Origin of the sequence: Saccharothrix longispora, assembly GCF_030852425.1 — a bacterium.
Lineage (GTDB): Bacteria > Actinomycetota > Actinomycetes > Mycobacteriales > Pseudonocardiaceae > Actinosynnema > Actinosynnema longispora.
Map to the genome: position 1 here is coordinate 51,624 of NZ_NSDM01000012.1, position 19,839 is coordinate 71,462.

At 71.1% G+C, this 19,839-nt stretch carries 13 protein-coding genes; 10 read left to right on the forward strand and 3 right to left on the reverse strand.

Features of this window, described 5'->3' with window-relative positions; genetic code table 11:
* Positions 1-49: 49 nt before the first annotated feature.
* A complete protein-coding gene (locus CKY47_RS25795; RefSeq protein ID WP_306748764.1) occupies positions 50-538 on the reverse strand; it encodes an Imm1 family immunity protein in 489 nt (162 codons plus the stop codon).
* A gap of 269 nt (positions 539-807) precedes the next feature.
* Here CKY47_RS25795 and CKY47_RS25800 point away from each other — a divergent pair, with 269 nt between their 5' ends.
* Together CKY47_RS25800 and CKY47_RS25805 are read left to right on the forward strand one after the other, a co-directional pair.
* Complete coding sequence (locus tag CKY47_RS25800) at positions 808-1,461, forward strand: AAA family ATPase (protein WP_306749094.1); 654 nt, start codon at positions 808-810, stop codon at positions 1,459-1,461.
* Positions 1,462-1,472: 11 nt separating this feature from the next.
* Positions 1,473-2,303 (forward strand): aminoglycoside phosphotransferase, encoded by an 831-nt coding sequence (locus CKY47_RS25805; protein ID WP_306748767.1) that lies wholly within the window; start codon positions 1,473-1,475, stop codon positions 2,301-2,303.
* A 471-nt stretch (positions 2,304-2,774) separates the two neighbouring features.
* Here the strand turns inward: CKY47_RS25805 and CKY47_RS25815 are convergent, their stop codons facing one another.
* Both CKY47_RS25815 and CKY47_RS36975 read right to left on the reverse strand, forming a co-directional pair.
* The gene (locus CKY47_RS25815) at positions 2,775-3,959 is read right to left on the reverse strand and encodes a tyrosine-type recombinase/integrase (protein WP_306748768.1); all 1,185 of its coding nucleotides are present in this window, start codon (positions 3,957-3,959) and stop codon (positions 2,775-2,777) included.
* A gap of 35 nt (positions 3,960-3,994) precedes the next feature.
* Positions 3,995-4,306 carry a helix-turn-helix domain-containing protein gene (locus tag CKY47_RS36975; protein ID WP_371320734.1) on the reverse strand — a complete coding sequence of 104 codons (312 nt, stop codon included), beginning with the start codon at positions 4,304-4,306 and terminating at the stop codon, positions 3,995-3,997.
* Between the two features lie 907 nt (positions 4,307-5,213).
* Between CKY47_RS36975 and CKY47_RS25820 the strand changes: the two genes are divergently transcribed.
* The 8 genes from CKY47_RS25820 to CKY47_RS25855 all read left to right on the forward strand — a co-directional run bounded on the left by CKY47_RS25820 (position 5,214) and on the right by CKY47_RS25855 (position 19,821).
* Positions 5,214-7,019, forward strand: coding sequence for a DUF262 domain-containing protein (locus CKY47_RS25820; RefSeq protein ID WP_306748769.1), 1,806 nt, complete (start codon positions 5,214-5,216; stop codon positions 7,017-7,019).
* Positions 7,016-7,999: a CBS domain-containing anti-phage protein gene (locus CKY47_RS25825; RefSeq protein WP_306748771.1), complete on the forward strand. Its 984-nt coding sequence runs from the start codon at positions 7,016-7,018 to the stop codon at positions 7,997-7,999. The genes CKY47_RS25820 and CKY47_RS25825 overlap by 4 nt, the downstream gene beginning before the upstream one ends.
* 434 nt (positions 8,000-8,433) lie before the next feature.
* Positions 8,434-9,357, forward strand: coding sequence for a hypothetical protein (locus CKY47_RS25830; protein WP_306748773.1), 924 nt, complete (start codon positions 8,434-8,436; stop codon positions 9,355-9,357).
* A 13-nt stretch (positions 9,358-9,370) separates the two neighbouring features.
* A complete protein-coding gene (locus tag CKY47_RS25835; protein ID WP_306748775.1) occupies positions 9,371-9,964 on the forward strand; it encodes a hypothetical protein in 594 nt (197 codons plus the stop codon).
* Positions 9,961-10,725, forward strand: a complete 765-nt coding sequence (locus tag CKY47_RS25840) for a PP2C family protein-serine/threonine phosphatase (RefSeq protein WP_306748776.1) — start codon at positions 9,961-9,963, stop codon at positions 10,723-10,725. Before CKY47_RS25835 ends, CKY47_RS25840 begins: the two co-directional genes overlap by 4 nt.
* Positions 10,722-12,071, forward strand: coding sequence for an FHA domain-containing protein (locus tag CKY47_RS25845; protein ID WP_306748778.1), 1,350 nt, complete (start codon positions 10,722-10,724; stop codon positions 12,069-12,071). The genes CKY47_RS25840 and CKY47_RS25845 overlap by 4 nt, the downstream gene beginning before the upstream one ends.
* Positions 12,068-13,579: a serine/threonine-protein kinase gene (locus tag CKY47_RS25850; protein WP_306748779.1), complete on the forward strand. Its 1,512-nt coding sequence runs from the start codon at positions 12,068-12,070 to the stop codon at positions 13,577-13,579. Before CKY47_RS25845 ends, CKY47_RS25850 begins: the two co-directional genes overlap by 4 nt.
* A gap of 149 nt (positions 13,580-13,728) precedes the next feature.
* Complete coding sequence (locus tag CKY47_RS25855; protein ID WP_306748780.1) at positions 13,729-19,821, forward strand: Ig-like domain-containing protein; 6,093 nt, start codon at positions 13,729-13,731, stop codon at positions 19,819-19,821.
* The last annotated feature ends 18 nt before the right edge of the window (positions 19,822-19,839 follow it).

Here is a 19,839-nt window from a genome sequence, read left to right on the forward strand (position 1 = left end):
CGTCACTTCACGATCGTGAGCTCGGCGTGGAACTGTGCCGGTCGTTGCCCTAGAAGGTGTCGGCCCGCTGCCAGCCGACGCATGTGGGGCGTTTGCCGGTCCGCATGAACTCGTGCAGGAGGCTGCGAAGCATGCTCAACGGCAGGGCGGCTTCTGCGGGGAACTCGGTGCGGGTGTCCCTGTCGATGTAGAGCGTCACGCCATTGGGGACTCGGGTGTCCGCCTGCCGGGGCAGGGCGATCCATGCCGTGGTGGCGTCCGCCTCGCCTGTCATGTCGGCTGGCAGGAAGTCTCTCGGGCCGAACACGTGCACGGCGACGATGTAGTGCTCGGTGTCGAGGTCGAACTTGAGCTGGTGGTCGGGCAGCGCCGCCGGTCCGATCGTCGGCCGGTCCTTGGCGTACACCACGGTCGGGTGCGGTTGTGGGTTGGCCAGAATGTCTGTCATGACATCGTCCAAGGTGATGTCATCGTCGACGGTGACAGGCTCGTCGGCGCGGTTGTCACCGCTGAAGTAGTAGATGTCGAGCGAGGTCACGACGGACTCCTTCCGCGGAAGGCCTGACACATCTTGTTGCCGACCACGAGTTCGACGCGGCCACGCCGGTGTCGCGCTGTCGCCAGGACATTGTGGCCCGGCGTGCAACCCTGCGGGCAACTGCACGCCCAAGGGGAAATGCGTCCCGACCGAGTACTGATCAAGGACGGCCCATGCTTGCCCGCCGCGCGTACATCCCTGACGACCTACTGCCCTCCGGTCTTCCGGATTCGCGACCGTGGCCGCTCACCGTGCCGTGCGTGGCGCACATGGCCGAGGAAGGCATGGTCTTCGAGCGGCCGATCACCTTCCTGGTCGGGGAGAACGGTTCGGGGAAGTCGACCCTGGTCGAGGCGTTCGCCGAGGCGTGGGGGCTGGACGCGCGCGGCGGGCGAGCGGGTCGCAAGTACGTCAACGACCGGCCGAAAACGGTGCTGGGCGACCTGCTCCGCTGGGAGACCACGGCCGCGGGCGCCCGGCACAAGAGCGGGCCGCGGACCAAGCGCCGGGGGTACTTCCTGCGGGCCGAGACGGCGTTCGGGTTCATGGAGGCCGTCAGCGGGATGCGCGGCTACTGGGAAGAGGACACCAGCGAGATGAGCCACGGCGAGGGCTTCCTCACCGTGCTGGCGAACATGTTCCGTGAACCCGGCTTCTACCTCATGGACGAGCCCGAGGCGGCGCTGTCGTTCACGTCCTGCCTACGGCTGGTCAACCTCCTGTACGACCTCGGTGAATCGGGGGCGCAGGTGATCTGCGCGACGCACTCGCCGGTCCTGGCCGCCACGCCGGGCGCCGACATCATCGAGGTGGGCGAGCACGGGTTCCGGCGGACGAAGTGGGAAGACCTCGCACTGGTCGACCACTGGCGCCGGTACATGAACAACCCGGCCGCCTACCTGCGATACGTCACCGAACAGTGAAAGTGGGCGAGATGCCGATCGACACCAGCGAAGCCGACGCGCGGTTCCGGCAGTGGATGCGCGGCAACCTCGACCGCGCTGTCGAACACTTCGGCGTGGTCGTGACCGGGGACCCGCTGCTCGGCTGGCACGACCGGTCGATCAGCGGGTCCGTCCGCAAGGACGACGCCGAGTACTGGCTGCGCGTCGTGTCCGAGGACAAGCAGTGGATCGGCGGCGACTTCTGGACCGGCAACCTCGACGCGAACGTCCTCGCCGACCTCGCCAAACCGCGCGTCCTGGACGTGGTCGAGTGGGCGGAGTGGCGACAGCAACGCGCCGAACTCATGACCTGGATGCCTGGCCAGCCTTGTTCACCCACCGACGCACTGCGCACCGAGGTCGAACTGCCCGACGAGTGGTGGGCCGAGCTGCGCCGCACCACCGACACCGTCGCGGCGACACCGACCACGCGCGTCAACAGCAGCCAGGACAAGATCACCGACCGGATCGTGCAACGCTTCGGCGACGCCGTCGACCCCACCGTGCCCGAATGGGAGACCGTCCACGGCGATGTCCACTGGGCGAACCTGCTGCGTCCACGGTTCGGCCTGCTCGACTGGGAATGGTGGGGACGCGGACCCGCGGGCACCGACGCGGCGACCCTGCTGTGCTACAGCCTCCTGACGCCCACGATCGCGCAGCGAGTACACGACGTCTACGCCGACATCCTCGACACGGACGCGGGTCGGTTCGCGCAGCTCTACACCATCGCCCGGCTGTCGCGTCGCATCAGCGGCGGAGAGTTCCCCGACCTCGCCGAGCCGCTCGAAAGACACGCGCGAACGTTGCTCAGTTCCTGAGGACCCGCTTTCACGTTGGGGGTCTTCTCGTGAAGGCGGTCGGCGGAGAAGACCTTTCCGTCGAGGACCACGTGGCCCAGTTTCTCGTCCTCGGCGCGTCGTAGGGCGTCGTGCGGGTCCGGGGCTTGGTCGGCGAGCACGGTGACGGCCTCGTCGTGGTAGCGGTGGGCGGTGGCCCTGCTGATGCCGAATCCGGGACCCGGTACGGGCCAGGTCCTCCTGGCTTGGGAACCACACCGGCCACGAACAACGCCTGATTTCAGCAGGTCAACGCCCGGCGCCCGCAGCAGGTGCCACGTGCCCCGCGTTCGGCGGCTGGCGACCGCGACACGTACGTCGCGGTCGGGTGCGGCTGCGGGTGGGCGGGATGTCGGTCAGGACGTCGTCGAGGGTGGCTTCGGAGTGCATGGTGACCGGCTCGTCGGCGTGGTCGTCGCCGTTGAAGTGATGGATGAGGAGACCATGCATCGGCTACGCCATCCTGCGCCAAGAGCTGTCACCGACATCGACGACGGCCTTGTCCCAGCGGTCCTGCAGGCATTGGAGCAGACGGCTGGTGACTTCCGGGGCGACGTGGGAGTAGGTCCGTTGGACGGGGTCTTTGAGGATGTGGCCGAGTCGGAGTGACTGGGCGATCTCGGGGATGGTGTCGGCGATCATCCAGGTCTTGTGGCTGTGGCGCAGCCCGTGGAACGTCAGGCCGGGCTTGACCGACTGGAGGCGCAGGACGGCGCGGGGCTGGTTGAGGTTGCCGTCGGCGGCGGGGCGCAGGGCGCGTTTGCTGAAGTTGCTGCGGCGCTGGAGTGCGCCTTCGGGGGTGGTGAAGACGTGTGGGTGGACGTGGTTGTCGAGGTGTGCCCGCAGGAGTCGGACGAGTGAGGGGGTGAGGGTGATGGTGCGGGCGGAGGTGTCGGTTTTGGGTGGGCCGAGCCAGAGCTTGCCGCCGGCGGATTCGTGCAGGGCGCCGTTCTGGGGGTCGATGACGAGGAAGCCTGTGTCGTCGTCGAAGAGGTGGAGGTTGTGGCGTTGCAGGCCGGTGAGCTCGCCCCAGCGTGCGCCGGTCCAGCCTGCGGTGATGACGAGCACGGCTCCGACGGGTCCGTAGAAGGCGGCGACCTGGTCGGCGATGTGCAGCACCTCGGCGGGCTGGGCCCAGACCTTCTCGGGGATGCGGGCGGCGTGGTTGCGGCGTCCGCGTCGTCGGGGCCGGATGGGGTTGGCGGTGATGAGCTTGTCCTCGGCGGCGTCGGTGAGGATCTGGGAGAGCAGCTTGACGAACCCGGCGACGGTCACCGGTGACAGACGTCCGGCGCGCAGCTGCTTGGCCCATGCCTGAACCTTGAGGTTGGTGATGTCGGCAAGGGCGGTGTCGCCCCAATGGGGCGTGATGTGGTTGCGCACGATGCTGCGGTAGTTGTCCTCGGTGCGGGTGTCGACGTCGAGGGCGTCCCACCAGTCGGTGAGCCACTCCTCCAGGGTCGTGCGTCCGCCGGTGGGGTCGAGCCAGGTGCCGCGACGTTGGTCGGATTCGAGGTCGTTGGCGTGGTCCTGGGCGGCTTTCTCGCTCCTGAAACCGGGGATGGACCCGATGGTGGCGTCGTCGCGGCGGAACCGGACGCGCCAGTGGTTGCTTCCCGACTGCTCCACCCAGGCCATGTGTGCTGCTCCTTCGTTCGGTGGTGGTGTGGTGGTCACGGTGTGACAGGAGGATGAACGCTCCTGTGGCCGAGTAATGCAAGCGTTGCGGCACAAGAACTTGATTCAGTTCCGAAAGGACTTGGTGCGGCTGCTCGGTGGTCGGGTGGAGCGTGCGGGCCGGGCGCCTGTCCGGCGATCGAGGCGAGGTCGTCGGAGGAGAAGCGCAGGTGCCTGCCGAGGAAGGTGCACGGGATCTCCCGGCGTCCTGCCTCGCGTCGAAGCCACGACTCGCGGACGGCCAGCAGGGCCGCCGCTTCGGCGGGGGTGTGCAGCAGGCGGTGGGTGTCGGCGTCTGGTTGAGGCACGGGGCCCCCGGAGGTGGTCGAGGGTGCGATGACACCGCTTAACTCCGGAATAAGGACCGTTGGGGGACACGCGCCGACAAGATCTTTTTGCCGACTTCCGTCCAACCAGTCGCGTGGACCGGTCGGTGAGGCGGGTACCAACCGCTTACCGAACTGGTACCGCGCCTCGTAACTGCTGCTCAAAGCCCTTTGGTGGCTAAATCACCGGGTTCCGACGAGCCGATCTCGCGTGTGACCATGGAGCCTGCCGTTCTCTACGTGCTTGGCGATCTCCGGCGGTGCGCCGCCAACTCGACCTTCTACCGCAGGACCGAGGTCCGGTAGTCGGCTGTCCACTGCGTCGCGTGCCGCTGCGCCGCAACTCTCGACAGCTCGTGAACGTCGATCGTCCAGCCTGCCGCCGATCTCGTTCACGCCGACGTCTTGTACCTCCAGCAGCGCGATTTCCTCACGTCCGGTGCGTGACAGGCAGCCGTCGGCAGCGGCGTGAACTGAATCGGAGTATGCCGCCACTCCCTGAACTACCGCGCACTCACCGGACCAATACGCCGCACGCGGCGGCCGCGTCCTCGCTGGCCAACCTTTCGGTGACCTTGTCCCAGAATGTGCTCCACATCGCGACTAACCGGAGCCTGCCTGGCGGCCCCACCTTCGGACGTCCCGTCAGCGCCGCTACCCGATCTGTTGACCGCCTCGCTTGGCACCGTCGGGATCGAGGTGTCGGGCGATCGGTTGAGTGCGCCGCGCGCCATCGTGATATCGATCATAAATCTATCCAATTGGCTGCTCTGGACTCTGATTCGTCGAAAGCATGTTCAGGCGCACTGGATCGGGTAACCTTCGTCTCTTCGGCAACGACATGCCCACCGCACGTGACATGTCGCCGGAGTAAGAGGAAGAGCCGCTAGTGGCCCTCGACAGCCCCAAGCTGCGCGAACTGCTGAAGAACGTCGCCGCAGCCAAAATCCAATTGCCCGACTTCCAGCGCGAGTGGAAGTGGGACGACGAGCGCATCAGGGCGCTCATCGCCACCGTGACCCTGGACTACCCGCTCGGTGTCGTCATGACCCTGGAGACAGGCGGTGCCGCCCAGTTCCGCGCCCGCACGCTCGCCGGTGTCGAGAGCGAAGCCGGCATCGTCCCCGACCTCCTGTTACTGGACGGTCAGCAACGGCTGACGTCCCTGGTCCAAGCCCTGTACCTGGACCGGCCTGTGGCCACCGTGGACGCACGTGACCGCAAGGTCGAGCGTTGGTACTACCTCGACATCGACAAGGCCATCGACCCGGAGGCTGATCGGGACGACGCGGTCGTCTCCGTGCCGGCCGATCGGGTGCTGAGGGAGGACTTCGCGCGCCGGGTGCGCCTCAACCTCAGCACGAGGGAGGACGAGTGCCGGGAGGGCTATTTCCCGCTCCACTTGGCCTTCGACGACGACGCGGTCAGCGCGTGGCAGAAGTCCTTCGTGAAGTTGGCGGACGAGAACTGGGACCGCTGGGCGGCGTTCAACGCCCGGGTCCTCAACAACATCCGCGAGTTCCTGATCCCGATGATTCGGCTCGACTCCGCCACACCGAACGAAGCGGTCTGCTCGGTGTTCGAGCGGGTCAACACCGGTGGTGTCGCGCTCAACGTCTTCGAACTGCTCACCGCCACGTACGCGGGTGACCGCAAGCACGCCGAGGAGTACGGCACGGAGTACGGCCTCCCGGACGTCTGGCGCGGTACCAAGGAGAAGCTCGTCAGCCAGTACCCGGTGCTCGGTCAGGTGGAGAGCGGTCGTGACGAGGGGCTGACCAACGTCGACTTCCTCCAAGCGGTGAGCCTCGTGCTCTCGTTCGAGCGCAAGCAGGCGGGGAGGGCGAACTCGGTCGCCTGCAAGCGGCGTGACCTGCTTGCGCTCCCGCTCGCGGACTTCAGGCGGCTTGAGCCCGTCGTGGCCGAGGCTTTCGCCTGGGTCGGGGAGTTCCTCGGTACCCAGGCGATCTTCGCGATCAGGGACCTGCCCTACCGCACGCAACTCGTGCCGCTGGCCGCGGTCAGGGCACTGCTCGGGGACCGGGCCGACGAGCCCGACGCCGTGGAGCGGCTCACCCGGTGGTTCTGGTGCGGGGTGCTCGGCGAGATGTACGGCGGGTCGGTCGAGAGCCGCTTCACCAGGGATGTCGAGCAACTCGTGGCGTGGATGAACGGGGAGTCCGTCGAACCGGACACCGTCGTGGAGGCGGCGTTCCTCGCCGAACGGCTCAACACCCTCACCACCCGCAACAGCGCCGCCTACAAGGGCCTCCAAGCGCTGATCATCAAACAGGGTGCGGTGGACTGGCTCCACCCCGAGGAATCGCAGATGACCGGACCGTTCGTCATCGGGCAGGGAGTGGCGATCCGCCAGGTTTTCCCGGCGAGCTGGGTCACGAGGAACGGTTACCCCAAGGCACGTGCCGACTCGATCGTGAACAAGACGCCCATGTCGCACCTGGCGAGTCGTCGCATGACGGGGGCGCCGTCGACCTACGTCGGTGTGCTGGCCCGGGAGACCGGGACACCCGACGAGTGGTTCGACGACATCCTCGGTACCCACCTGGTCGACCCCGTCGCGCTCAGGCGCGATGACTTCACCACCTTCTGCGCCGACCGTTACGAGCGCCTCCTGTCCTTGGTGGAGCGCACGATGGGCAAGCGGGTCATCCGCAGGGCGGGTGAGACGGCGTGACCGACGGTTTCCAGGCGATCGAGCCCGCGGAGTTGAAGAAGAAGGTGGGGAAGACGATCCCGGCGGGGGAGTTCCTGACCCTGTTCGGCGTACGGGTGCGCAACCACGACAACGTGGCGCGGATCAGCGCGTGCCTCGCGGAGGCCGAGGTGGGTACCATCCCCTCCTTCGCCACCTGCGCCGGCACCGCCGAACTCCACCTCGTCAAAGCCAAACCGACTGCGGTGTCCGCCGAACAGGACGAGGACGAGCTGTCCCCGACGGCGATGCCGCACCGCGCACTCCAGGTCGGCGACCTGCCCAGCGCGCGCAACGGGGTGGAGTCGGTGTCGCCGGACACCGACCTCGCCGCCGCGACCATGTTGATGAGGGTCAAGAACTACTCGCAGCTGCCGGTCATCAGCGGCACGGCCGACCTGCGCGGGGTGCTCACCTGGAGCAGCATCGCCGTCAACCTGGAGACGGGGAAGCAGCCGACCCTGAGCAGCGCGATGGTGAAGAATCCGGTGTCGGCCGAGGTGCACCACCAACTGCTCGCCCACCTGCCCACCATCACCGAGCACGGCTACCTGCTGGTGCGGGCCAATGACGGGAAGTTCTGCGGCATCATCACCTCCGCGGACGTCAGTGGCCACTTCGAGATCATGGCCAGGCCGTTCTTCCTGGTGGGCGACATCGAAGCGCGGCTGCGCAAGTGCCTGGCAGTCCTGGACGAGGAGGCAGTCAAGGCCGTCCAGAGGAGGAAGACCGGGAAGATCGCCGACCTCACCTTCGGCGAGTACAAGTACCTCATCGACAACGAGGTCAACTGGAAGCGGATCGGCTGGCCAGGGGTGCCACGTGACCAGTTCGTGCACCGGTTGGACAAGGTGCGCGTGATCCGCAACGAGATCGCCCACTTCCGTCCTCAGCCCCTCACCAGCGCCGGCCTGACCACGTTGGAGGAGTTCGCCGGACTGCTCAGGCAGTACGTTCCCTGACGCGTTCCCCCGTGGACCACCCGCGTCGCGGGCCCACCTCCTCGGCATCGTGGTGGGGCAGCGGTCTCGCGGCCAGGTGGATGCCGCCGGAAGCCGGCGTCGGTGATCGCGCGACAGCGATTGCCGGTGGCGGCGCCCGGGGTCACCATCACGGTCCACTCGTCGTGTGGAAGACCTTCACGCCGAGCGTCATAGTCCATTCAGGTGAATTAACGATCGAGTGCGCGGTGGTGACGATTGCATCGGTCGCCGTTCTATTTGACAGAAGACCAGCTCGGCCACGTTCTGTGACTGCGCTTTTCGCTCGTCCGGTCTAGGATTCGGACATCCGAGGCGGCCTCTGGTTGCACTCTGCTGCAACGTTCCCGATATGCCCGGCGATGTGAGACCCGAGTGGTGGTCACCACCGGGGTGACCACATCGTGGAGGCGCTGATGGGGCAGGTCCTGGGATCCGATCCCGATCAGCTCGACGGCCTGGGGCGAGCTTTCGCCGATGCGGCCGACCAGCTCGACGCGATACGCGCGGATGTCGGCCACACCGTGGGGTTCGGCCCGTGGGAGGGCGTCGACGCCGACGAGTTCCGCTCGCAGTGGCACAGCCAACTGGCGGTGTCGCTGGGGTCGGCCGCGTCCGCGCTGCGGGATCGGGGTGGTTGGCTGCTGGCGCAGGCGGACCAGCAACGCATCGCCAGCGGGACCGCCGGGCTCGACGTCCGTTCGTGGCCCGCCGGGCAGCCCGGTGCCGAGTGGCTCGCCGCGGTGGGTGGACTCGCCGGTGGGGCCAGGTCGCTGCTGGACGCTGTGGCGACGGGCAAGTACCCGATCGACGTCTTCGACGCGATGCGCAATGGCTACCTGGGCGATCGGCTGCACGACGCCGCCAAGGGCGTCGCCCGCTTCGCCGACGAGGTGGTCGGCAGCACGCCGCTGAGGATCGCCGGTGAACTGTTCCAGAAGTTCAGCGTGCCGGTGGACGGCGCGGCCGCCGTGGCGGACACCGGGGACTTCCTCCACGGCGCGGTGACCGATCCGCGCTCCCTCGAGACGTTCGACGACGGGGTGGGCGCGGCCCTGGGCATCGCGGGCGCGACGCTCGGGGTGGCCGGCCTCGTCGCCGTCGGGACGGCCGCGGCGCCGGTGATCGCCGTCGGCGGGCTCGTCGTCGGCGGAGTCGGCCTGGCCTGGGAGCACCTGGTGCCGCAGGAGTGGAAGCAGGACCTGCACGACGACCTCCTGGGTGCGGTGGACGGCGCGGGTGAGCTGGTCGGTGACGTGGTCGACGTGGTCAGTGACGGCGCGAAGGCCGCCGCCGACGTGATCTCGGGCGGGGTCCGTTCCCTGCTCGGCAAGTTCTGAAGGAGACCCGTCCGTGGCTGATCCGCTCGTGCTCACCTTCGCCGAGATCGGTTTCCTGCTGCGTGCCAGGCCACCGTCACTGGCCTCGCTCGCGGGGGAGCTGCGCCTGCCCGAGGCCGATCCGGCCACCGCGGCGGCGGGCTTGGCCTCGCTCGCCGCGCGCGGCCTGTGCGAACCGGTCGACGGCGAACTCGTCCCGGCCGCGTCCGTGCAGGCGGTGCACGCGGCGCTGTGCGGCGCCGATCGCGTCACCCGGATGCTCGGGTGGGAGGGCGGGCGCCCCGTGCTGGCACACCTCGTGACCGGCCCGCACCTCGATGTCGGGCTGTTCCCGGTCGGCCTGGGCCGGTTCTCGGTGAGCCCGCTGGACCGGGCCACGCCGCTCGGCGACCAGGCCGCGAGGTTCCTCGACCGGCACCTGGCGGGTGCGCGGGGATCGGCCGTGCTGGTGCGCACCACGACCGCACGCCGAACGGCCTCCCTCGCGGTGGCGGTCGACGAGCACGGCGCGTGGTTCCTGTCGGACTCGCTGACCGGGGACGCCCGCACCGACCCGTCCTCAAGGGACCTCGCGGTCGCGCGGCTCGCGGAACTGGTCGGCCGGTGACCGGCGTGCTCGACACCGGGTGGGCCACCTCCACCGGCCTCGTCCGGGCCTCCAACCAGGACAGCGCGCTGGTCGGCACGCGACTGTTCGCCGTCGCGGACGGCATGGGCGGGCACGCGGCCGGCGAGGTCGCCAGCGCCATGGCCACAGCGCACCTGCGTCTGCTCGACGAGCGCGCGGACCTGGGGCCGGACGGCATCCGACTCGCGCTGACGGCCGCGAACGCCGCCATCCGCGCAGCCGCCACCGAGAACCCCGAACAGGCGGGCATGGGCAGCACGGTCACCGGCTTGGCCCTGGTCTCGCTGGCCGGGTCACCGCACTGGGTGGTGTTCAACATCGGCGACTCGCGCGTCTACCGGTACGCGGCGGGCGCGTTGACCCTCCTGACCGAGGACCACTCCGAAACCGCCGAGATGGTCGCGTCCGGGGCGCTCACCCCCGAACAGGCGCGCACCTCACCGCGCCGCCACGTGATCACCCGAACGCTGGGCTCGGTCCGGTCGGAACCGGACCAGTGGGTGTTCCCGGCGGTCGGTGGCGACCGGTTCCTGCTGTGCTCCGACGGGCTCACCGGCGAACTGGAGGACACCGAGGTCGCCGAGGTGCTGCGGAACGCACCGGACGCACAGCGCGCGGCCGACGAACTCGTGCGCCGCGCGGTTGCCGCCGGCGGGCGCGACAACGTGACGGTGGTCGTCGTGGACCACCGCACCGCCGTGGCCGCGTCCGAGGACACCGCCCCGCGGAGTGCCCGGTGATCACGTACCGGCCCGGGGCGGTGGTGGCCGTGGTCGGCGGGGGGACGTGGCTGCTGATCGACGCGGACCCCGCTTCCGAGCTGGTCCGGCGGTGCTGGGAGCTGGTGTCGTTCGGCGCGGGACTGGACGACGTGCTGAGCGCGATCGTGCACGAGGGCTTCCGGGCGGTGGGCAGTTTCGCGCTGGTGCGGTGGACAGAGGAGGAGCGGCGCGCGGTGCTGCGCGGTGCCGCCCGGGTCGACGCCGTAGGCGCGGACGGCACCGTCTGCGAGCTGCGGGCCGAGGGCGTGGCCACCTGGTTGGACCGCGCCCTGGACGCCGGGCTCACCGGACTCAGGCTGACCGCCGGTGACGGCACCGGGCCGGAACTGCCGGTGGAACGCGGCGTCGTGCTCGCGGGCGAGGTCGTGGTGCGGCTGGTGGCGGGTGCCGCCGACAGCGACGTGGCGCCTCCGATCCGCACCACTCCCCCGAGCGACCCCTCGCGCTCGACAGCGCCTCCCGCCCCGGTCGCCGAGGCTCCGGCCAGCGCACCGGCACCGGCGATCGCACTCGCACCGCCGCCCACCGGGGAGACCTCTGCCGAGCCGGTCGACCTGACCGACTTCAAGTACGACCACGTCTTCGGTGCGTCCGGGGACGACCGGCCCGTGGAGCCCTCACCCGTCCGACCGGACTCGTCGCCCGTCCAACCGAGGGGTGCGTCCGTCGAATCGGAGGCCGAGCCGCCGTCCCGGCCGGAGGCCGAGCCGGTGCCGCCACCCGCTCCCGTGCAGGTGCGGCGCGACCCCGACGGCGTGATCGAGACCTTCGGCTGGGGGCGTCCCCCGGCCGAGGAGACGATGCTCCGCCACCGCGGCGCACCCGACGAGACGCACCACGTGAGCACGCTCGGCGCACCCAGGGTTCGCGCGGTCACCTGCCCGAACCAGCACTTGAACTCCGAGTACGCCGTCTCGTGCCGCGTCTGCGCCCAGGACATCGCGCCGCAGGAGGCGTTCGTCGTGCCGCGCCCACCGCTGGGCGTGCTGCGCCTGTCCACCGGAGGGCTGGTCACCCTGGACCGGGGCGTCGTCCTCGGTCGCGACCCGCAGGCCGGCCCACGCGGCTCGCACGCGATCCGGTTGGCCGTGCAGGGCAACGACATCTCGCGCAACCACGTCGAGGTCCGCCTCGACGGCTGGGACGTGCACGTGGTCGACCTCGGCTCCAAGAACGGCACGTCCGTCATCACCCCGGGTTGGCCGGCGCAGGAGCTGGCCGCGCTCATCCCGCACCCGCTGCCGCCCGGCTCGCGGGTCGTGCTCGGGGAGAACACCTTCTTCACCTACGAGGTGACCGCATGACGCCTCCCGACATCCCCGGCTTCTCGCACCGCCGCGAACTGGGCCGGGGCGGTTTCGCCACCGTGCACGCCTACTTCCAGCACAGCACCGAGCGCGAGGTCGCGGTCAAGGTGCTCAACGACGCCGGCCTGCCCGAGCAGGTCCGCGACATGTTCATCGACGAGGCCAAGGCGATGGCCAAGGTCGGCAGCCACGACAACATCGTGACCGTCTACTCCGCGGACCAGGCCGCGGACGGTCGGCTGTACCTCGTGATGGAGTACTACTCCGGCTCGGACCTCAAGGAGGCGTCGGCCCGGCAGCCGCTGCCGGTACCGCGCGTGCTGGACGTGGGCGTCAAGATCGCCAGTGCGGTGGAGACCGCGCACCGGGCGCACATCCTGCACCGGGACATCAAGCCGGCCAACATCCTGGTCAACTCCTACCAGAAGCCCGCGCTGACCGACTTCGGCATCGCCGAGAAGCTCGTCGGCCCGGTCAAGGGCGACCACGTGATGCTGTCGGTGCCGTGGTCTCCGCCGGAAGTCGTGCGTCCGACCGGGGGCGAGCCCGGCGTGTCCGCCGAGGTGTACTCGCTCGGCGCGACGCTGTGGCACCTGCTGAGCGGGCACGCGCCGTTCTTCGCCCCTGGTGGGGACAACTCGCTGGCGGCGATGGAGACCCGCATCCTGCGCGGCGGGCCGCCGCCGACCGGCAGGGCACCGCGGTTGCTGGAGGTGCTGCTGCACCGGGCGATGTCGGTCGACCCCGCGGCCCGTCCCCGGAGCGCGGTCGAGCTGGCGCGTCAACTCCAGGCCGTCCAGGCGGAACTGGGACTGCCGGTCACGGAACTGGCGCTGGAGTCCGAACCGGTGCGGCTGCTGGAGACGCCCCGCGAACCCCTCCGCGAGGCACCGGCCGACCTCACCGCGACCCGCCACCGCGCCGTGCCGCACGAGGCCGCGCCCCGCCAGGCCGGCCCGATCTTCGAGGTGGTTCCGTACCGGCCGGTGGTCCACACCGGACCGGCCGCACCGCGGCCCGCGCCCCCGTCGGCCACCGTGCTGAGACCGAGCCCGCCGAGCCCGCCGACCTCACCACCGACGCCGCCGCGTGCCGTGAAGTGGCCAGTCGTCTTGGCGGTCGGCGGGGTGCTGACGCTCGTGGTGGTCGGCGGGTTGGTGCTGAGCGCCTCCGGTGACGAGGGCGCCGTGCCCACCTCGTCCTCACGGGTCGCCGACGTCGGAGGGGATGTCGACGCCGGCGGTGACGACACCCCGCCCGGCAAGCCGACCGTCACCGCCACCCGCGTCGACCCGGCGACGCTGAGGTTCGCCTGGACGTACTCGGCGGCGCAGGACAGCGACACCTTCGCCTGGCGCACACCCGACGGCACGCTGTCCGGCACCGCCGAGGAACCGACCGCGGACGTGCCCTCTCCCGGTCCGCTGTGCCTCCAGGTCAAGGTCGTGCGCGCGGACGGCAGGAATGCCGCAGTCGACTGGTCCCCGCAGGGGTGCGGTTCCTGAGAAACATCGGTGACAAATGCTCGTCGAACTTCTGCAACGTATTCACCCGCGCGCCCGATAGTTCGGGTTGATAGCCGTTTCCGCTCCCGAACCGGGGGATTCCCTTGGCATTCCTGCGTCGCCACCGCACGGCCATCGCATCCGGTGCCGTGCTTTCCGTGGCCGCCGCGCTGCTGGTCGCCTATGCGTTCACCTCGCAAGGGGCTCCGATCCGCCAGGTCGACCTGAACGACGGCGGTATCTGGGTCACCAGTGATCGCGACGGCCTTTTCGGGCGCCTCAACAAACCGGTCGGCTCGCTCGACGCGGCCTTCGGCCCACCCGGTGGCGCGCAGGAGTCGTACCAGCTCGACATCGCCCAGGACGCGGGCGCGGTGGTCTCCTGGGACCGGGCGAGCGGCATGCTGCACCCGGTCGACACCGCTCGTGCGGTCACACTCGGTGAGCAGGGCGTGGCCGTTCCGGGCACCGCGCAGGTGCGGCTGGCGGGCGGCACGCTCGCCGTGCTCGACCCGGTGGCGGGCAAGGCATGGGCCATCAGGGTCGACACCCGCGCGGGGATCACGGCGCTCAACGGGCTGGACGTCTCCGCGCCACCGGTGGCGGAGGTCGGCGGTGAGGCGGCCATGGCCGTGGGCGTCGACGGCGCGCTGCACGTCGTGGGGGCCGACGGCAAGACCGCCCTCGTGCGCCCGGACGGCACGGCGTTCACCGCGACCGAGTACGGGAACCTGGGACGCCCCGTCCGCGCACCGAGGGCCACCGCGGTCGGTGACCGGTTCGTGGTGCTGGACTCCGCGAGCGGGACGCTGCTGCTGCCCGGCGGCGTGACGGCCCAGGTCGGTCAGGACGCGGTGCCGCAGCAGGCCGGGCCGGACGCCGAGTCCGTCGTCGTCGCCACCGGCAGCTCCCTCAAGGCGGTGGCCCTGGACGGTGGCGCGATCACCGACCTGTACGAGACCTCGGGCGAGCCCGCCGAGCCGGTCAGGTCGGGGGACTGCGTCCACGCGGCCTGGGCGGGCGCCGAGGGCGGCTACGCCCGCTCGTGCGGCGGCGCGCCCGCGGCCCCCGGCAACCTCAAGGACGCCAAGGCCCTGGTCAAGCCGGTGTTCCGGGTGAACCGGTCGGCGGTCGTGCTCAACGACCTGGCCACCGGCGCGCTGTGGGACCTCGGCACGCAGCGCAAGGTCGACGACTGGTCGTCGGTCAAGCCGCCGCCCGAGCAGCGGCAGAGCGACAAGGACAAGGACGAGAACACCACCGACGCGGCCCACGACAAGCCGCCCAAGGCCACGGACGACACACTGGGCGCCCGACCCGGCCGCACGACGGTGCTGCACGTGCTGGACAACGACTCCGACCCGGCGGGCAGCATCCTGTCGATCTCGGCGATCACCGCGCCGGACGTCGCCGGGGCCACCCTCGCCATCGCACCGGACGGCCAGACCGTCGAGGTGACCCTGCCCGAGCAGAGCGGGGACGTGCACTTCACGTACACCGTGGACGACGGCAAGGGGCTCAACGCCACGGCCGCGGTGACCGTGGAGGCGCGCGCCGCCACGCAGAACGAGCCCCCCGCCACGCGCAAGGGCGCCGAGCCGCGCGAGTGGACCGTCGCCTCCGGCGGCCGGCTCTCGCTGCCGGTGCTGGCGGACTGGCGCGACTACGACGGCGACCCCGCCGTGCTGGTGGACGCGAGCGCCCAGGCAGGCGTCGCGACCACCACGTCGACCGGGTTCGTCGAGTACACCGCACCGGTGGCGGGCGGTCCCCAGCAGGTCGACTACCAGGTCACCGACGGCGTCGGCGAACCGGTCACCGGCTCGGAGCGGGTGGCGGTGCAGGACGCGTCGGAGTCGACCTCGATCGCGCCGGTCGCCCAGCCGGACGTGGCCCGGGGACAGGTCGGCAGCCCGGTGCGCATCCGCCCGCTCGACAATGACCTGCCCGGCTCGGACCCCACCGACCCCACCGCCGTGCTGCGGCTCGCTGCCGAGCCGGCCGTCCCGGCGGGCACGACGGTGACCACCGACCTGAAGACCGGCACGGTCGTCCTCACCGGCACCAAGCCCGACTCGCTCGTGCTGGAGTACACCGCCGCGTTCGGCAACGCGCCGTTCGCCAAGGCCGCGATCCGGGTCGACCTGGTGGCCGCGCCGGGCTCGCCCGCGCCACCGGTCGCCATGCCGGACACCGCCGTGCTGCGCGGTCAGCAGCCGGTGCTGGTGGACGTGCTCGCCAACGACTTCAGCCCGGCCGGCGCCCTGCTCGCCGTGCAGCAGGCCACCGCGCCGGGCGAGCAGCCGCAGGTCGAGGTGGCCGTGGTGAAGGGCCGCTGGCTGCGGTTCAACGCCCTGGACCCGCGGTTGCGGCCCAATCCGCAGCTCGTCCGCTACACCATGACCGACGGCGTGACCGGGCCGGTCACCGGCGAGGTGGCCGTCACCCAGCTGCCGCCGCCCGCCGACGACACGCCGGTGCCGAAGGACGACCACGCCACCGTGCGCGCGGGCGACTCGGTCGCGATCCCCGTCCTGGACAACGACACCTCGCCGGGCGGTGGCGTGCTCACCCTCCAGGCCAACGTGCCCGGCGCGCCGGAACGCGGCCGGCTCGCCGCGGCCACCCGCGACGGCCGCACCGACGTGGGCGCCGCCTACGTCGCCGGCGCGGTCGTGCGGTTCGTGGCGCCCCCCGCGGTGGAGACGCCGACGACGGTGACCGTGGACTACGTCGCGCAGAACCCGGCGGGCGACCAGGCGGTCGGCCGCGCGCACGTCACCGTGACCCCGGCACCCACGCCGACCACCCCCGACCAGCCGCCCGCACCCCGTCCGGTGGAGGTGCGCGTCGTCGCGGGCGACACGGTCACCATCCCCGTGCCGACCAGCGGCGTCGACCCCGACGGCGACACCGTGGCGGTGACCGGCATCGGCTCCGCCCCGACCCTGGGCCGCGTGCTCGGCCTGGGCGCGACGTCCCTGACCTACCAGGCGTTCCCGACCGGCGGCGGCACCGAGCAGTTCGACTACCTCGTGACCGACCCGTTCGGCAAGAGCGGCACCTCGACCGTCCGGGTGGCGGTGGTGCCACCGGGCGACCCTCAGCCGCCGGTCGCGGTGCCCGACGTGGTCACCGCCGCACCCGGCGCACGACTGGTGATCGACGTGCTGGCCAACGACGTGCGCGACGACACCACCGAGGTCGAGCCGCTCGCCGACCGCAACCCCGGTGTCGAGGTCGGAGGTGGGAACGGGTTCGTCGAACTGACCGCGCCCGCCGCCGACGGCAAGCCGACCGTCGTCGCCTACGGCATCACCAACGGCATCGGCCGCGCGTCCGTGGCGACGCTGACCGTGCGCGGGCAGGAGGACTACAACGCCCCGCCCACCGCCGCGGACCTGTTCCCGCGCCCCGAGCGGGACGCGACGACGGTCGAGGTGGCCCCGCTGGAGGTCGCGGGCGACCAGGACGGCTCGGAGCTGAAGGTGACCAGGGTGTTCGCCGACGGCGCCTCCGTGTCCGGCGATCGGATCACCGTGCCGGTGGGGGAGCACCCGCGCGCCTTCGCCTACGAGATCGCCGACGACGGCGGCGCGACCGCGGTCGGCGTCGTCCACGTGCCCGCCCCCGGCTCCGGCGCCCCCTACGCCACGCCGGACCGGACCATCGAGGTGCCCGCGGACGGTGTCGCCACCGTCGCCATCGCGGACTACCTGGTCGTGCCGTCGGGCAGGCAGCCGCGGTTGACGCTCACCGACCGGGTGTGGGCCGCACCCTCGGGGCTCCAGGTCGTCAACCAGGGCGACCGCGAGCTGGTGCTCACCGCCCGCGACGGCTACACGGGGCCGGCCGCGGTGACGTTCGAGGTCACCGACGGCGAAGGGCTCACCGACGGCCTGACCGCCGTGGTCACCGTCCCCGTGCAGGTCGGGCCGGACACGCCGGTGCTGCGCTGCCCGGACGGTGCGCTGCCGGTGGTCGAGGGGGGACCGCCGGTGCGGGTGGACGTCACGTCGGTCTGCCACGTGTGGGTCGCCGACCGCTCGGCGGCGGCCGACCTGCGGTACACCGCGTCCTGGCGCGAGCGACCCGCGAACGTGTCCGTGGACGGCTCCGGCAGCCGCACCCTGTCCATCGCCGCGGACGGCGGGGCCGCCCCGGGCTCCACGGGATCGCTGGCCATCGGCGTGGAGGGCTTCGACGTGGTCGAGGCGGTGCTCGCGGTGCGGGTGACCGCCGCACCACCGCCCGCCCTGGCGCCGGTGGTGGTGGACGGCGTGAAGGCCGGCGACACCGCGACCGTGGACCTCCGGCCGCACGTGCGCTCGGCACTGCGCGACCCGGACGTCTCCGTCGTCTCGGTCGACCAGGTCTCCGGCGGTCCGGCCGCGGCGACGCCCGACGGCTCGTCGGTGCGGATCTCACCCGACGCGGACACCAACGGCGTGCTCGCCTTCGACGTGGTGGTCACCGATGTCGCCGACACCGGGCGCGCCGACCGCAGGACCACCGGCCGGATCACGCTGAACGTGCTGGGCGTGCCGGACGCGCCCGGCGTGCCGGTGCCCGGCCGCGCGGTGCTGAGCAAGGTCGTCGAGCTGTCCTGGACCGCCCCGGCCAACAACGGCGCGCCGGTCGACTCGTACGAGGTCGACTACGGGAGCGGCAAGCAGACGTGCGCCGCGTCGCCGTGCTCGATCACCGGCCTGTCCAACGGCGAGCAGTACTCCTTCACCGTCCGCGCCCACAACCTCGTGGGGTGGGGCAAGCCGAGCGGCCGGTCGGAGTCGGCGCAGCCCAACACCGTGCCCGGCGCGGTGACGGGCCTGTCGACCGCCGACCCGCAGGACGGCACGCTCCGGCTGAGCTGGACGGCCGCGCAGAACGACGGCACGCCCGTGCTGCGGCACGAGATCTCCTGGGCCGGCGGCGGGCGGATGACCGCCACCGGCACCAGTGCCACGGTCTCCGGCCTGGACAACGACGCGAAGTACGTCTTCACCGTCATCGCCGTGAACTCCCAGGGAGCCGGCCCGGCGGCCACCGTGGAGGGGCAGTCGGCGGGCGCGCCCGCGGCCCCGGCCGCGCCGACGTTCACCGCGGCGGACTCGGCCGACTCGTCCTCGCGCGCGGTGACCGTGTCGTGGACACCGGTGGGGGCCAACGGACCCGCGCCGACGACCTACACGCTGACCCGCGCCGGGGCGGGGGACAAGGTGGTGTGCGCGGACGTGCAGGCCACGACGTGCTCCGACGACGGGCTGGCCAACGACGGCACGGTCTACAGCTACACCGTGACCGCCGCCAACGGCGCCGCCGCCGCGCAACCGGCCGGGCACACCTCGCCGCCGTCGCCGCCCGCGCGGATGGAGGCCACCGCCACCCCCGACCCGATCACCGGGTTCACCGCGACCCCCACCGGCAACGACGGGCAGGCCACCGTGTCGTTCGACGCGCCCGCGTCGCACGGCCGGAGCAACACCGTGAGCTGCACGTGGAGCGGCGGGTCGTGCGGCACCTGGACCTACCCGACCGGCGGGCAGGCGGGTGCGACGCAGACGGTGAACGGCCTGCCCAACGGGCAGAACGTCACGCTGTCGCTCCAGGCGTGCAACGGCAGCGGGGGCGGCGCGTACGCCGGGAACCCGTGCAACAGCCCGGTCGCCGCCGCCGTGACCCCCTACGGGCCGATCCGGGACCTGGCCATCGCCACCTCGGCGAGCGGCGAGGTCGTGAACTTCACCGTGTCCGTGAACCCCAACGGCAAGCCCGCCACGGTGCAGGTCCAGACGAGCCAGCAGAGCCAGACGTTCACCACCGGCGTCGGGGCGTGGAGCTGGAGCGGCAGCGACCACGTCGGCTACAGCGCCTCGGACACGATCACCGTGACGGTCTCGGACGGCGGACGCGCCCCGATGAGCCAGTCCAAGACCCAGAACACGCCTCCGCCACCTCCGCCGCCACCCAGCGTGACGGTGTCCAAGGGCGCGGCCTGCCCGGCGAGCGGGTGCAACGGCTCCGGGATCTGCACGAGCAGCGCCTGCGCCTACGTCGTCGTGCGGACGGCCGATTTCGGCGGGTCCGTCACGTGCACCTTCAACAGCGACCACGGTCCGGTGGGATTCGTCAACGAGAACTTCGGGCCGAACGAACAACGCCAGACCCGCAATTACTACGGATATCCCGGCGAAAACGTCTACGTGACCTGTGGCGGTGTCCAGGGGTCGGTGCGCTGGTGATGACGAGAGAACCGAGAA